General features: G+C 65.6%; 14 protein-coding genes. 12 read left to right on the forward strand and 2 right to left on the reverse strand.

Annotated elements, in window-relative coordinates; all coding sequences use genetic code 11:
* The 3 genes from A5658_RS12585 to A5658_RS12595 form a co-directional block, all read left to right on the forward strand.
* Window positions 1–668, forward strand: a 668-nt coding sequence (locus tag A5658_RS12585; RefSeq protein ID WP_067334962.1) for an SDR family NAD(P)-dependent oxidoreductase, incomplete at its 5' end; no start/stop codon positions are given.
* Window positions 650–2,113 (forward strand): NAD(P)/FAD-dependent oxidoreductase, encoded by a 1,464-nt coding sequence (locus A5658_RS12590; RefSeq protein WP_067334966.1) that lies wholly within the window; start codon window positions 650–652, stop codon window positions 2,111–2,113. The genes A5658_RS12585 and A5658_RS12590, both read left to right, overlap by 19 nt.
* Window positions 2,113–2,991, forward strand: coding sequence for an alpha/beta hydrolase (locus A5658_RS12595; protein ID WP_067334969.1), 879 nt, complete (start codon window positions 2,113–2,115; stop codon window positions 2,989–2,991). Before A5658_RS12590 ends, A5658_RS12595 begins: the two co-directional genes overlap by 1 nt.
* A gap of 68 nt (window positions 2,992–3,059) precedes the next feature.
* Here A5658_RS12595 and A5658_RS12600 read toward each other — a convergent pair whose 3' ends face one another.
* Entirely contained in the window at window positions 3,060–4,166 is a 1,107-nt protein-coding gene (locus tag A5658_RS12600) for an alcohol dehydrogenase catalytic domain-containing protein (protein ID WP_067334972.1), read from the reverse strand.
* 14 nt (window positions 4,167–4,180) lie between these two features.
* On the opposite strand from A5658_RS12600, the gene A5658_RS12605 reads away from it, so the two are divergent.
* Window positions 4,181–4,651 carry a thioesterase family protein gene (locus A5658_RS12605; protein WP_197503108.1) on the forward strand — a complete coding sequence of 157 codons (471 nt, stop codon included), beginning with the start codon at window positions 4,181–4,183 and terminating at the stop codon, window positions 4,649–4,651.
* Window positions 4,652–4,681: 30 nt separating this feature from the next.
* Entirely contained in the window at window positions 4,682–5,122 is a 441-nt protein-coding gene (locus tag A5658_RS12610; RefSeq protein WP_067334976.1) for an SRPBCC family protein, read from the forward strand.
* A gap of 7 nt (window positions 5,123–5,129) precedes the next feature.
* Here the strand turns inward: A5658_RS12610 and A5658_RS12615 are convergent, their stop codons facing one another.
* Window positions 5,130–5,819 (reverse strand): GntR family transcriptional regulator, encoded by a 690-nt coding sequence (locus A5658_RS12615; RefSeq protein ID WP_067334980.1) that lies wholly within the window; start codon window positions 5,817–5,819, stop codon window positions 5,130–5,132.
* Window positions 5,820–5,912: 93 nt separating this feature from the next.
* Here A5658_RS12615 and fadD5 point away from each other — a divergent pair, with 93 nt between their 5' ends.
* The 7 genes from fadD5 (at window position 5,913) to A5658_RS12650 (ending at window position 15,008) form a co-directional block, all read left to right on the forward strand.
* Window positions 5,913–7,559, forward strand: coding sequence for a fatty-acid--CoA ligase FadD5 (fadD5, locus tag A5658_RS12620; protein ID WP_067334983.1), 1,647 nt, complete (start codon window positions 5,913–5,915; stop codon window positions 7,557–7,559).
* A gap of 305 nt (window positions 7,560–7,864) precedes the next feature.
* The gene (locus tag A5658_RS12625; protein WP_156751437.1) at window positions 7,865–8,581 is read left to right on the forward strand and encodes an ABC transporter permease; all 717 of its coding nucleotides are present in this window, start codon (window positions 7,865–7,867) and stop codon (window positions 8,579–8,581) included.
* Between the two features lies 1 nt (window position 8,582).
* Window positions 8,583–9,452, forward strand: coding sequence for an ABC transporter permease (locus A5658_RS12630; RefSeq protein WP_067334989.1), 870 nt, complete (start codon window positions 8,583–8,585; stop codon window positions 9,450–9,452).
* 6 nt (window positions 9,453–9,458) lie between these two features.
* Window positions 9,459–10,760, forward strand: a complete 1,302-nt coding sequence (locus A5658_RS12635; protein ID WP_067335107.1) for an MCE family protein — start codon at window positions 9,459–9,461, stop codon at window positions 10,758–10,760.
* Window positions 10,757–11,797: a virulence factor Mce family protein gene (locus A5658_RS12640; RefSeq protein ID WP_067334991.1), complete on the forward strand. Its 1,041-nt coding sequence runs from the start codon at window positions 10,757–10,759 to the stop codon at window positions 11,795–11,797. The genes A5658_RS12635 and A5658_RS12640 overlap by 4 nt, the downstream gene beginning before the upstream one ends.
* Complete coding sequence (locus A5658_RS12645; protein WP_067334995.1) at window positions 11,794–13,371, forward strand: virulence factor Mce family protein; 1,578 nt, start codon at window positions 11,794–11,796, stop codon at window positions 13,369–13,371. The genes A5658_RS12640 and A5658_RS12645 overlap by 4 nt, the downstream gene beginning before the upstream one ends.
* Entirely contained in the window at window positions 13,368–15,008 is a 1,641-nt protein-coding gene (locus A5658_RS12650) for a virulence factor Mce family protein (RefSeq protein ID WP_067334998.1), read from the forward strand. The genes A5658_RS12645 and A5658_RS12650 overlap by 4 nt, the downstream gene beginning before the upstream one ends.
* Window positions 15,009–15,013: the final 5 nt, after the last annotated feature.

The raw sequence follows: 15,013 nt of genomic DNA on the forward strand, positions 1-15,013 counted from the left end.
AGGGCCTGGCCATCACCCAACGGTTGCGCGCGGACGGGTTTTTCGTGGCGGCGTGCGACATCGAGGCGGTCGACGGTCTCGACGACGACGGGGTGATCGGAATACGGCTCGACGTGACGTCGGAATCGGGTTGGCAGCAGGCCGTCGCTCATACCGTCGACCGCTTCGGGTCGCTGACCACGCTGATCAACAACGCCGGCGTGCTACACCGCGCCTCAATCGCCGACGAGACGGCCGAGGCGTTCGAAAGGTCATGGCGGATTAACTGTTTGGGCGCATTCCTCGGTATCCAGGCCGCGCTGGAGCAGCTGCGCGCCGCCGACGGCGCGGCGATCGTCAACACCTGCAGCACGGGTGCGATCCGGCCGTTCCCCAACCACATCGCCTACGGGTCGGCGAAATGGGCGCTGCGTGGCCTGACGCAGGCCGCCGCCGGCGAGCTTGCTGCAGCGGGCATTCGCGTCAACGCGGTGTTTCCCGGGCCGATCGCGACACCGATGCTGGACGCGGACACCCAGTCTCGGCTGGCGGCCTCGGCGCCGTTCGGCCGGATCGGGGAGCCGTCCGAGGTGGCCGATGCGGTCGCGTTCCTGGTGTCGAGCCAGGCCTCGTTCATCACCGGCTCCGAGCTCGTTATCGACGGCGGCCAATGCCTCAAGATCCAATGAGGGTCGGCATCATCGGTGCCGGGCCCGGCGGTATCGCCTTGGGGATCTTGTTGACACGGGCGGGCTTTCACGACTTCACCATCTTCGATCGCGAAGACGGGGTCGGCGGGACGTGGCGGATCAACACCTATCCGGGGCTGGCGTGCGACGTCAAGTCGCACCTGTACTCGTATTCATTCGACCTGAACCCGAACTGGTCGCGGCTGTGGTCGGGTCAGCGTGAAATCCTGCAATACTTCGAACGCTGCGCGGTTGACAGTGGATTGCATCCCCATCTGCGGCTCGGCACCGAAATCCGTTCCGCGCATTGGCTTGAGGAGTCGCGCCAGTGGCGCCTCACTACGGCAGCGGGGGACCAGCACGACTTCGACGTCGTGGTGTCGGCGGTCGGACTGTTCACCCAGCCTGTGTCGCCTGACCTGGTCGAGCAGGAGCCGTTCACCGGGACGGTGATGCACTCCTCGCGATGGGACCATTCGGTCGATATGAGCGGCAAGCGGGTCGCCGTGCTGGGCACGGGGTCGACGGCCTCACAGGTGGTGCCCGAGTTGGTGGAGGTCGCCGAGAAGGTGTACTCGGTGCAGCGCTCACCCACCTGGATCTTGCCCAAGCCCGATCGGCCCTACAGTGCAAGGGAGCGTTGGGTATTCGCGCATGTGCCGTTTGCCAAGAAGATCTACCGCACCCGGCTGTGGCTGCGCAGCGAGGCCAATATTTCGGTGATCGAGCACGGCAGCGAGAAGACCCAGGACTTCACCGCGATCGCGCACCGGCTGTTGGAGAGTTCGGTTCCCGACGAGCGGTTGCGCCGGGCACTGACACCGGATCACCCGATGGGCTGTAAGCGGTTGGTGTTCTCGTCGGACTATCTCGCCGCGTTGACCCGGCCGAACGTCGAGGTGCTGAGCAGCCCGGCGCGGTATCTGCGAGAGCGCTCGCTGGTGATGGAGGACGGCACCGAACGCGACGTCGACGTGGTGGTGTGCGCCACCGGATATGCGGCCGCCGACTATCTCGGCGAGATCGACGTCACCGGCGAAGGTGGAGTGGCGTTGCGCGACGTCTGGCGCGACGGCGCACACGCGTATTTGGGCATGGCAGTGCCCGGGTTCCCGAATTTCTTCATGCTTTACGGGCCCAACACGAATGTCGGCTCCAACAGCGTGATCTTTGTGCTCGAGGCGCAGGCCCGCTATGTCGTGCGGGCGCTGCGCTACCTGCGGCGCAAGCGCAAAAGCTATCTGGCTGTTCGGCCCGAGGCGATGGCGAGCTTCCTGGCCAAGATCGACGAATGGATGCAGGGCACGGTGTGGACAACCCAGTGCAGCAACTACTTTCGAGCTGCCAATGGCCGGGTGGTGACGCAGTGGCCGCGCAGCGCCCGTGCGTTCTGGGGGATGACCCGCCGATTCAAGTCGGCCGACTTCACGTTCGAACCCTCGTGATGGACGAGCGGCTCGACCCCGTGCTGCGCGCCGTGGCGGCGACGCGTACCGACCTGTCGAACCTCGGCCCCGTCCGCGCCGGTCTGGACGAACGTCGCCGCGCCGCCGTCGCGGATGTCGACACCACGGGAGTAGCGATCAGCGATGACGTTGCCGACGGCGTGCCGGTGCGGATCTACCGCGGCGCGGCCTCGCCGGCACCCACCGTGATCTATTGCCACGCAGGTGCATTCGTCCTCGGCAATCTGGATACCGACCACCGACAATGCGTGGAACTGGCCCGTCGCGGGCAATGCACGGTGGTCTCGGTGGATTACCGGCTCGCGCCCGAACATCCATACCCGGCCGCGCTCGACGACGCCGTGCGCGTGCTCGACTGGTCGATCGCCAACGCCGACGACGCCTCGCGCGTCGCGGTGGCCGGCAGCAGCGCCGGCGGCGCATTGGCGGCGTGCCTTGCCCAACGCTATGCCGACAGGCTGGTGTTCCAGCTGTTGCATCAACCGGTGCTCGACGACCGGGTGACCGGATCGAAGACGGAGTTCACCGAGACGCCGGCGTTCGATGGGCCCGCCACCGAGCTGATGTGGCGCTACTACCTCGGGCCGACCGAAGCGTCGGCGGAATCCGCCCCGGCCCGGCGCGACCAATTGCACGGCTTACCAACGGCATTCATCAGCTGTGCGGACGTCGACCCGCTGCGCGACGAGGCGCTCGACTACGCGCAGCGGCTGCTGCGTGACGGGGTCGCCACTGAACTGCACGTCTTCCCCGGCACCTGCCACGGGTTCGACTCGCTGCTACCCGACTGGGAGGTCTCCGAGCAGCTGTTCGCCCTGCAGGGCCGCGCGTTGCGGCGGGCGTTCTACGGGGCATAACGGCGTCGAGTGTGAATGAGACGACGCGACACGCCGCGATGGCGTCGTCAGATTTACACTCGGCGGGCTCAGAAGCTGATCAACTGCCGGACGGCAACGCCGTCGGCCAGGTTGTCCATCGCCGAGTTGATGTCGTCGAGCGTGATCCGCGACGACACCAGCGACTCCACCGGCAGCCGCCCCGACCGCCACAGCTCGACGAACTGCGGGATGTCGCGATCTGGCACCGCTGAGCCCAGGTAGCTGCCGATCAGCGAACGGCCTTCGGCCACAAAACCCAACGGCGACACACTGATTCGCGCGTCCGGCCCCGGCAGTCCGACGGTGATGGTTCGCCCGCCGGGGCCGGTGAGCGCGATCGCCGTCTCCAGGGCCGCCGGGTGGCCGGCCGCCTCGACGACCACGTCCGCCTTCACGCCGGCGTCGGCGGCCTGTTGCGGCGTATAAGCCGCGTGCGCACCGAGAGTGATTGCACCGGTGAGCTTTTCGGGTAGCTGATCGACGCCGACCACCTGGACGCCCGCGTAGGACAGCGCGGTCATCACCGCCGCCATGCCGACGCCGCCGAGGCCGACCACCGCCACCGTCTGCCCGGGTTGCGGCTTGCCGACGTTGAGCACCGCGCCGCCGCCGGTCAGCATCGCGCAGCCCAGCAGCGCGGCGACCGGGGGAGGGACATCCGCGGGCACCGGAACGACGCTGGCCCGGTTGACCACCGCGTGCGTCGCGAAGCCCGACACCCCCAAATGGTGAAAAATGTTGTCGCCGCCGCGGGTCAGCCGCATTCCGCCGCCGAGCAGGGTGCCGGCATTGTTGGCCGCGCTGCCCGGTTTGCACGGCGTCAGCCCGTCGGTGACGCAGGCCGCGCAGTGGCCGCATCGCGGCAGGAACGTCATCACCACACGCTGGCCGACCACCACGTCGTTGACGCCGTCGCCCGCTTGCTCGATGATTCCGGCCGCCTCGTGCCCGAGCAGCATCGGCGTCGGGCGCACCCGGTTGCCGTCCACCACCGATAGATCCGAATGGCATACGCCGGCGGCTTCGATACGGATCAACAACTCGTCGGCGCCGGGCGGGGCCAACGCGACGTCGGCGATGGAGATGGGCCGGGATTGGGCATACGGCCGAGGCAATCCGATCTGCTCCAGTACCGCACCCCGGATTTCGAGCATGGTCGAATACAACCATGAGTTCGATTCCGCCCACACCCGACGGCCTGACCAGTCGTGACTTTCCCGTGCATTGGCCGGTGCTGACCCGATGGGCCGACAACGACATGTTCGGTCACCTGAATAACGCGGTGTACTACCAACTTTTCGACACCGCGATCAACGGCTGGATCCAAACAGGCGTCACGCTGGACCCGGTGACGACGTCGGCGCAGGGCATCGTCGCCGAATCGGGCTGCCGGTACTTCTCCGAACTGCACTTCCCGGAACGACTTGTCGTCGGCGTGGCTGTCACCCGGTTGGGCAAAAGCAGCGTGACCTATCGGCTCGGGGTGTTCCGCGGCGACGACACATCAGCGGCCGACGAGCCGCAGGCCATCGCCGCGGTCGGGCACTGGGTGCACGTCTACATCGACAAGGTCACCCGCCGGCCGACGCCGATCCCCGACGACATCCGCGCGCTGCTGTCCACCGCCCGCGTCACTTAGGCATCCGGGCGTTCTCGGTAAGCTCGGCGAATGCCTTTTGTCAGCAAGACCGTTGAGGTCGCCGCCAACGCCGACTCGATCCTGGCCATCGTCGGCGACTTCGAGCGCTACCCGGAGTGGAACGACGGAGTCCAGGGCCTGTGGGTGCTGGCCCGCTACGACGACGGGCGGCCCAGCCAACTGCGCCTCGACGCGAAATACGAAGCGCTCGAGGACAGTCTGATCCAGGCGGTCTACTACCCGAGCCCGACGCAGATCCAGACCGTGCTGCAGCAGGGCAATCTCTTCAAGAAGCAGGAGCAGTTGTTCAGCGTCGTCGACACCGGCTCGTCGTCGCTGCTCACCGTCGACCTGGACGTCGAACCGTCGATGCCGATCCCGGCCCCGATGGTCAAGCAGTTGGCCGGCAACGTCATCGACTACCTCGCCGAGAACCTCAAGAAGCGCGCCGAAGAGCTTGCGGCTTCCTAAATACCAGCTAGTCCCAGATCCCGGTACTGGCCAGCCGCTCGGTAAGGCGTCGAGCTCCGTCGTCGAACCCCCACGCGGTGTGCTCCACCACCGCGGCCGTGTCCCGGCGTCGCAGCGCCGCGATCACTTCGCGATGGTTGCGTATTGCGGCGGCGCCCCACTCCGGGTCCGTCGCGTAGACCATCAAGGGCATGTACCGGGCAACGTGAAGCAGAAACCACGCCAACTTGATTCGCCCGGTGGAGCGATTGAAGGTGCGGTGAAAGGCGAACTCCGTCGTTGCTATCGCTTCGACGTCGGCGGCGGCGACGACTGTGGTCAGCACATCGGTGAGGTGTTCGAGCTCCTCGATCTCGGCGTCGGTGATGAGCTCGGCTGCCGACTTTGCGAGCTCCCTGGCGATGGTCGACTGCACCCAGAAGATGTCGTCGACGTCCTGGCGGCTCAGCGGCAACACCACATGTCCGCGGTGCGGCTCGAGTTGCACCATGCCCTCGCCGCGCAGTTTCAGCAGCGCCTCGCGCACCGGCGTCGCGCTGACGCCCAGCTTGGCGGCGGTCTCGTCGAGCCGGATGAATGTCCCGGGCTTTAATACTCCCGACATGATCGCTGCACGCAGGTGGCCGGCGACCTCGTCGGACAACTGCGCCCGGCGCAGCGGGAGCCGCGTTGCGGCGAGTGCGCTCGGGGGTGTCACCGGGGTTGTCTTCCTGAAGCCAAGACCATAGTGTGACCCAGACAACACGAAGTTTTATCAAATATCAACTTCTAGGAGAGGGGAAGCGAGCAGTTGACCGCGCAGTTGACCGGCCACGGCGCCCATGACACCCACGACGCCGCGAGCGAGCAGCCATATCTGGCGCGACGGCAGAATTGGGTCAACCAACTCGAGCGGCATGCATACATGCAGCCGGGTGCGACTGCGTTGAGGTTCCTCGGTAACACGATCACGTGGGCCGGCCTGCGCGAGCGCGTCGCGAAGCTCGCCGGAGCCTTGACTCGACGCGAAGTCGGCCCGGGCGACCGGGTGATGATCCTGATGCTGAACCGGACCGAGTTCGTCGAATCGGTCTTGGCGGCCAACATGATCGGAGCGATCGCCGTCCCGGTCAACTTCCGCCTGACCCCGCCCGAGATCGCCTTCCTGGTCGACGACTGCGAGGCCCGGTTGATGATCACCGAGCCGGTCCTCGCCCCGGTGGCGTCGGCTGTTCGCGGTGTCACCTCGGTGCTCGAAACCATCGTGGTCGCGGGCGAGTCGGCCGACGAGGGTCTGCTGGCCTACGAAGATCTGATCAACGAACCGGGCGAGCCGGCCTCGCCCGCCGACGTTCCCAACGACTCGCCGGCGCTGATCATGTACACCTCCGGCACCACCGGCCGCCCGAAGGGCGCGGTGCTGACCCACACCAACTTGAGCTGCCAGACCACGGCCAACCTCTACACCCACGGGTTCGCCGCCGACGACATCGGCTTCATCGGGGTCCCTTTCTTCCATATAGCCGGAATAGGCAACCTGTTGACCGGAATGTTGATGGGGCTTTCGACGGTGATTCACCCGCTCGGGGCGTTCGATCCCGGACATCTACTCGATGTGCTGGCCGCCGAGAAGGTCACCGGGATTTTCCTGGTCCCCGCGCAGTGGCAGGCGGTATGCAATGCGCAGCAGGCCAATCCACGCGACGTGAAGCTTCGGGTCATCTCTTGGGGAGCCGCACCCGCGTCGGATACCCTCCTGCGACAGATGTCGGAAACCTTCCCCGGATCGCAGATCTTGGCCGCCTTCGGTCAGACCGAGATGTCTCCGGTGACCTGCATGCTGCTCGGCGAAGACGCGATCCGAAAGCTCGGCTCGGTGGGCAAGGTGATCCCGACGGTGGCCGCCCGCGTAGTCGACGAGGAGATGAACGACGTGCCAAGAGGCGAGGTCGGTGAAATCGTCTATCGGGCACCCACATTGATGAGCGGCTACTGGAACAACCCGGAAGCCACCGCCGAAGCGTTTCACGGCGGCTGGTTCCATTCCGGCGACCTGGTCCGGATGGACGACGAAGGCTATGTCTGGGTCGTCGACCGCAAGAAGGACATGATCATCTCCGGCGGCGAGAACATTTACTGCGCGGAGGTGGAGAACGTGTTGGCCAGTCACGCCGCGATCGTCGAGGTCGCGGTTATCGGGCGGCCGCACGAGAAATGGGGCGAGGTGCCGGTCGCGGTGGCGGCTGTCACCGACGCAAACCTGCGCATCGAAGACCTCGACGAGTTCCTCCACGAGCGGTTGGCGCGCTACAAACATCCCAAGGTGCTCGAGATCGTCGACGCGCTGCCGCGCAACCCCGCCGGCAAAGTCCTGAAGACCGAATTACGGACTCGGTACGGCGGCTCACCCGTCCCTCAAAGCGGTTCCGCATCAACGGATCCGGCGCAAGGCGGATGAAGCTGACATAACGGATAACCCGCAGGTCAACTAGACGAAAGGCTAATAACGCCGATGCCATGCACGCCCGCGAGCCCATCGGGTACAGTCCTGTGGTCCGCCTTACTACTTGCCAGTAGTGAGACAGAGGTCACACACCTAGGGACGGGGCAAGGAGGAGCTGTGCGAAACTATTCGCCGCTCCGCCGGACGGCGCAGGGTTGCATCGGGAGGGGGTGGCAGTGACCACAACGCAGCCGCGGGTTACTGACTACATCCGCGACCAAATCGGGCCGCCGCTCGTCCTTGTCGGTGGCTTCTTCCGAATGTGTGTCCTCACCGGAAAGGCGTTGTTCCGCACGCCATTTCAGTGGAAAGAATTCATCCTGCAGTGCTGGTTCATCCTGAGGGTGGCGCTGCTGCCGACCATGGCCGTATCGGTGCCGGTGACCGCGCTGTTCATCTTCACCTTCAACATCCTGCTGATCCAGGTTGGCGCCGCTGACATCTCGGGCGCAGGCGCGGGCATTGCCGTCATCACCCAGATCGGTCCGATCAACACCGTGCTGGTGATCGCCGGTGCGGTGTCGACGGCCATCTGCGCCGACCTCGGTGCGCGCACCATCCGCGAAGAGATCGACGCGATGGAAGTGCTAGGCATCGACCCGATTCACCGACTCGTGGTGCCCCGCGTGCTGGCCTGCGCCCTGTGCGGGATGCTGCTCAACGCCTTGGTTTCGATGGTCGGTCTGGTCGGCGGATTCCTGTTCGGGGTCTACATGCAGAACGTGTCCGCCGGTGCCTATCTGGCGACCCTGACGTTGGTCACCGGCCTGCCGGAAGTCGTCATCGCAACGATCAAGGCCCTCGCCTTCGGGCTCATCGCCGGCCTGGTCGGTTGCTACCGCGGGCTGACCGTGAGCGGTGGCTCCAAGGGACTGGGCACCGCGGTCAACGAGACCGTCGTGCTGTGCGTGGTCGCGCTGTTCGCGGTCAACGTCGTGCTGACCACCATCGGTGTGCGCTTCGGAACGGGGATGTGACGTGTCGACCGCTCAGGTACTCCGCAGCCGCTTCCCGCGGGCATCCGAAAACCTCGCCAGGTACGGCAGTGCGGCCAGCAAGCCGCTCGACGAGGCCGGCCGGATCGGCTGGTTCGCGGTCATCGGTGTGCGCGACATGGCGTGGGCACTCACTCGCTACCGCAAGGAAGTCCTGCGGCTGATCGCCGAGGTCGGCATGGGTACCGGCGCGATGGCGGTTGTCGGGGGCACCGCGGTGATCATCGCCTTCGTGACGCTCTCGGCCGGTTCGCTGGTCGCCATCCAGGGTCTTGCGTCGTTGGGCCACATCGGTATTGAGACCTTGCTGGGATTCGTCGCCGCCTTCATCAACGTGCGTCTGGTCGCACCGATCGTCACCGGGATCGCGCTGGCGGCCACGGTCGGGGCCGGCGCCACGGCCGAGCTGGGCGCCATGCGGATCAGCGAAGAGATCGACGCGCTCGAAGTGATGGGCGTCAAGTCCACGGCGTACCTGGTGTCGACCCGCATGCTCGCCGGCCTGGTGGTGATCATCCCGCTGTACTCGATTGGTCTGATCCTGTCGTTCCTGTCGCCGCAGATCGTCACGACGGCCCTGTACGGGCAGACCTCGGGAACCTACGAGCACTACTTCCGAACGTTCCTGCGTCCTGACGACGTGTTCTGGTCGTTCGTCGAAGTCATCATCATCTCCATCGTGGTGATGCTGTCGCACTGCTACTACGGGTACAACGCCAGCGGCGGTCCGGTCGGTGTGGGCGAGGGCGTCGGCCGGTCGATGCGTTTCTCGCTGGTGGCTAACCCCATCGTCATCCTGCTGGCCGAGATGGCGCTCTACGGCGTCAATCCCAACTTCAACTTCACGGTGTAGGTGGCGATGACGAGTCCACGAGGGAAGGTCAACAAGGCTCCGTTCCAGCCCTATCGGGTGGCCGGGTTCATCGTGTTCATCATCTTCGCGTTGGTGCTGTGGCTGGTCTATCTCCAGTACAAGGGTGACTTCACCGACAAGACCAAGCTGACCATGCTGTCCGACCGCGCCGGCCTGGTGATGGACCCCGGCTCGAAGGTCACCTACAACGGCGTGCAGATCGGCCGCGTCGACAAGATCGACGAGATCCAGCGCGACGGCAAGCCCGCGGTCAAGTTCACCCTGGACGTCTATCCCAAGTACCTGCACCTGATCCCGGCCAACGTGGATGCGAAGATCGTCGCCACTACGGTGTTCGGTGAGAAGTACGTGTCGATGACCGCACCGGAAAACCCACTGCCGCAACAGATTACGCCGTCGACAGTGATCGACGTGCGATCGGTGACGACGGAAATCAACACGCTGTTCCAGACCATCACCCAGATCGCCGAGAAGGTGGACCCGGTCAAGGTCAACCTGACGCTGAGCGCGGCCGCGCAGGCGTTGAGCGGACTGGGCGACAAATTCGGACAGTCGATCATCAACGGCAGTGCCGCACTCGACGATGTCAACCCGCGGATGCCGATCATCCGCCACGACATCCAGCAGTTGGCTCGGCTCGGCGACACCTACGCCAACGCATCGCCGGACCTGTTCGACTTCCTGAACAACGCCTCGACGACGGCGCACACCGTGCACGCCCAGGAAAAAGACCTCGACCGTGCGTTGCTGGCCGCCGCCGGATTCGGGGCCACGGGCGCCGAGATCGTCAACCGCGGAGGGCCCTACTTGGCACGTGGAGCTAAGGACCTGGTACCGACCGCTCAGTTGCTCGACACATACAGTCCCGAGCTGTTCTGCACCGTGCGCAATCTGCACGACGCCGAACCAAAGGTTGCGGCGTTCACCAGCCCGTACTCGCTGCGGTCGGAGAGCGAGCTCTTCTCCGGGCTCGGCCTGTCGCTGGGCTTGCCCGGCCTCGGCCTCACCCTGGCCACCGGGGGCCTACTCGCACTGGGCGGACTGGTCGGTGGCGCGCCGAACCCGTACATCTACCCCGAGAACCTGCCCCGCATCAACGCGCACGGCGGCCCGGGTGGCGCGCCCGGGTGCTGGCAGACCATCACCCGTGAACTGTGGCCCGCGCCGACGCTGGTGATGGACACCGGCGCCAGCCTCGCTCCTTACAACCACATCGATACCGGTTCCCCGTATGCAGTCGAGTACGTCTGGGGCCGCCAGATGGGAGACCACACGATCAACCCATGAAAATCACCGGAACCCTCGTCAGGCTCGGCATCGTCGCGACGGTGCTGCTGCTCTTCACCGCGCTCATCATCGTGGTGTTCGGCCAGATGCGCTTCGACCGGACGAACAGCTACACCGCTGAGTTCAACAACATCAGCGGGCTACGGAACGGTCAGTTCGTGCGGGCCTCCGGTGTGGAGATCGGCAAAGTCAAGAGCATCAAGTTGGTCGACGGCGGGCACCGGGTGCGCGTCGATTTCGACGTCGACCACGACGTCCCGCTGTATCAGTCGACCACCGCTCAGGTGCGCTACCTCAACCTGATCGGCGACCGCTACCTGGAGCTCAAGCGGGGCGAGGGTGAAGGCTCCGACCGGGTGCTTCCGGCGCGCGGATTCATTCCGATCTCGCACACGTCGCCCGCGCTGGACCTCGATGCGTTGATCGGTGGGTTCAAGCCGCTGTTCCGCGCGCTCGACCCGGAGAAGGTGAACAACATCGCGACGTCGATCATCACGGTGTTTCAGGGGCAGGGCGGCACGATCAACGACATACTCGACCAGACGGCCGCGTTGACGTCCAAGATCGCCGAGCGCGACCAGGCGATCGGCGAGGTGGTCAAGAACCTCAACATCGTCCTGGACACAACGGTCAAGCACCGCAAGGACTTTGACGAGACCGTCGACAATTTTGAGAAGCTGATCACCGGGCTGAACAACCACGCCGATGGTTTCGCGGCAGGCGTCGCGAACATCAGCAACGGCGCCGGAACGGTCGCCGAGTTGCTAGCCGACAACCGGAACCTGCTGCACAAGACGCTGAGCTATCTGGAGCCCATTCAGCAACCGATCATCGACCAGCAGGACCTCTACGACGACCAGATCAAGCGGACGCCGGCTGGGGTCAACATGGTCGGTAACGCCATCGGTAACTATGGCGACTGGATCAACTTCTACCTGTGCGACTTGACCCTGAAGACCAACGGCCTACAGGCCGGCGGCCCGGTCCGCACGGTCCGTATCTGGTCCCAGCCGACGGGTAGGTGCACCGCGCAATGAGGACGCTGGAACCCGCCAACCGGAAGCGGATCGGCCTGATGGGCCTGATCGTCACCGTGCTGACCGTCGCGGTCGGGCAGACCCTGACCAGCATTCCGCAGATCTTCGCGCAGCCCAGCTACTTTGGTCAGTTCACCGACTCGGGACAGCTGAACAAGGGTGACAAGGTCCGCATCGCCGGCGTGGATGTCGGCCAGGTCGAAAGCATCGACATCCGGGACGACCACGTCGTAATGAAGTTCTCGACCGGCAGCGACACCATCGGCACCGAGAGCCGGCTGGCGATCAAGACCGACACCATCCTCGGTAAAAAGGTGCTCGAGATCGAGCCGCGTGGCACCACGACGCTGCGTCCCGGCGGCACGCTGGCGCTCGGTCAGAGCACCACCCCGTACCAGATCTACGACGCGTTCTTCGACGTCACCAAGGCCGCGGCCGGGTGGAACATCGACACCGTCAAGCAGTCGCTAAATGTGTTGTCGCAGACCATCGATCAGACTTACCCGCACCTGAGTGCCGCACTGGACGGGGTGGCGAAGTTCTCCGACACGATCGGCAAGCGCGACGAGAAGATCACGCACCTGCTCGCCCAGGCCAACCAGATCGCCAGCATTTTGGGCGACCGTAGCCAACAGATCGACCGGTTGTTCGTCAACTCCAACAACCTGCTGGCCGCGTTCAACGAGCGCAGCCGCGCGATCAGCGCGCTGCTGAGCAACGTGGCCGCGTTCTCCGCTCAGGTGGAGAACCTGATCAACGACAACCCGAACCTGAACCATGTTCTGGAGCAGCTGCGCACGGTCAGCGACCTGCTGGACAGGCGCAAGGACGACCTGGCGGCTGTGGTAAAGACACTGGGCAAAACCGTTTCGGGTCTCAACGAAACCGTGGCGTCCGCGCCGTATTTCAAGGTGCAGCTGTCCAACCTGCTGCCGTACTGGATCCTGCAGCCCTGGGTGGACGCCGCGTTCAAGAAGCGCGGCATCGACCCCGAGGACTTCTGGCGCAGCGCCGGCCTGCCGGCGGGCATGTTCCCGGATCCGAACGGCACGCGGTTCCAGAACGGTGCGCCGCCACCGGCGCCGCAGCTGCTGGAAGGAACCGCGGATCACCCGGGTCCGGCTATCCCGCCGGGATCGCCGTGCTCCTACACGCCTCCGCCGGAGTTGCTGCCGCGGCCGGGCAACCCCATGCCGTGTGCGGGCATCAACCAGAACGTGGGTCCGTTCGGGCCGAACGGTCCATACCCGAACGCCGACATCGCGTCATCGCCGGCGAACCCTAACGGGCTGCCGCCGACCCCGGGCATTCCGATCGCCGGCCGACCCGGAACGGCCCCACCCGACGTGCCGGGCACCCCGGTGCCGATCGCCCCGGGTCCGCCCGGGGGACGCACCGAGCCGCTCGGACCGCTCCCAGGTCCGGCTCCGGCGAACCCGGCGGCGGCCCCGCCACCAGGGCCGATGGCGTTGGCCCCGGCACCGCCGGGACCCGGCAATAACCTGCCTGCGCCGTTCATCCCGGGCACGGGCGGAGCTGGAGGCAGCGGTGCGCAAGGAGGTAACCAGAATTGAGCACCGTCTTTGACTTCCGTAACCTCCGGATGCCGAAGGTGTCCCGGGCGGCGATTATCATCGGCACGCTCGCGATCGTGGCGGCGCTGGTGCTGGGCTACCTCGGCCTTCAGCTCTACAAGAAGCTGACCACGAACACCGTCGTCGCCTACTTCCCGGTGGCCAACGCCCTGTACAACGGCGACAAAGTCGAGATCATGGGCGTCAAGGTCGGCGCGATCGACAAGGTCGAACCGGCCGGCGACAAGATGAAGGTCACCTTCCACTACGCGAACAAATACAAGGTGCCCGCCGACGCGCAGGCGGTGATCCTCAACCCGACGCTGGTGGCCTCGCGGCTGATCCAACTCGAGCCGGTCTACAAGGGCGGCCCGGTGCTTGCCGACAATGCGGTGATCCCCGAGGAGCGCACCCAGGTACCCACCGAGTGGGACGAGCTGCGCAACACGATCACCCACGTCATCTCCAAGCTGGGCCCGACCAAGGAGCAGCCAAAGGGTCCGTTCGGTGACGTCATCGAGGCCTACGCCGACGGTTTGGCCGGCAAGGGCAAGCAGATCAACACCACGTTCAACGACCTGTCGCGCGCGCTGACCGCGCTCAACCAGGGTCGGGGTGACTTCTTCGCGGTGGTGCGCAGCCTGGCGTTGTTCGTCAACGCGCTGCACGCCGACGACCAGAAGTTCGTGGCGCTCAACAAGAACCTGGCGCAGTTCACCAGCAGCCTCACCGGATCTGATCAGGATCTGTCGAACGCGATCCAGCAATTCGACGGGCTGCTGACTACGGTGCGGCCCTTCCTGGGCAAGAACGCCGAAGTGCTGACGCATGACATCAACACCCTGGCCGACACGACCAATGCACTGGTCCAGCCCGATACCTTGACAGGACTGGAACAGAGCCTGCACATCCTTCCGACGGCGCTGGCCAACGCCAACCTGATCTACCACCCGGCGCACAGCGCCGTTGTCGCCCAAGCGCAGAGCTTGGAGACAATGGGCTTTGCCAATCCGATGGAGTTCTTCTGCAGCGCTATCCAGGCTGGCAGCCGGCTGGGATACCAGGAATCCGCCGAACTCTGCGCGCAGTACCTGGCGCCGATCCTCGACGCGATCAAGTTCAACTACCCGCCGTTTGGCCTCAACTTGTTCAGCCTTGCCGCGACTCTGCCGAAGGAAGTCGCCTACTCGGAGAACCGGCTGCACCCGCCGCCCGGCTACAAGGACACCACCGTGCCGGGAATTTGGGTTCCTGACACCCCCACGTCGCATCGCAATACCCAGCACGGCTGGATCACCGCGCCCGGCATGCAGGGCGTGAAGGTGGGACCGGTGACGGCCGGGCTGCTGACCCCCGACTCGCTGGCCGAGTTGATGGGTGGGCCGGACATCGCGCCCGTGCAGTCGCAGTACCAGACCCCGCCGGGCTACCCGAACGCCTACAACGAAGAGCCCGGGCCGGCGCCCTTCATCGGCGTGCCTGGGAACCCGGCACCGATACCGCCACCGCCGCCCGGACCGAACGTGATTCCCGGTCCCGTCGCCCCGACGCCGGCACCCGGACCGTCGCCGCTGGGAGCGCCGGTGCCGCCGCCCGGACCCCCGCTGCCCGCTGAGGCGCCAGGAGGAGGCCAGTGATGCGC

Origin of the sequence: Mycobacterium sp. 1245111.1, from assembly GCF_001673405.1 — a bacterium.
Classification (GTDB): Bacteria; Actinomycetota; Actinomycetes; order Mycobacteriales; family Mycobacteriaceae; genus Mycobacterium.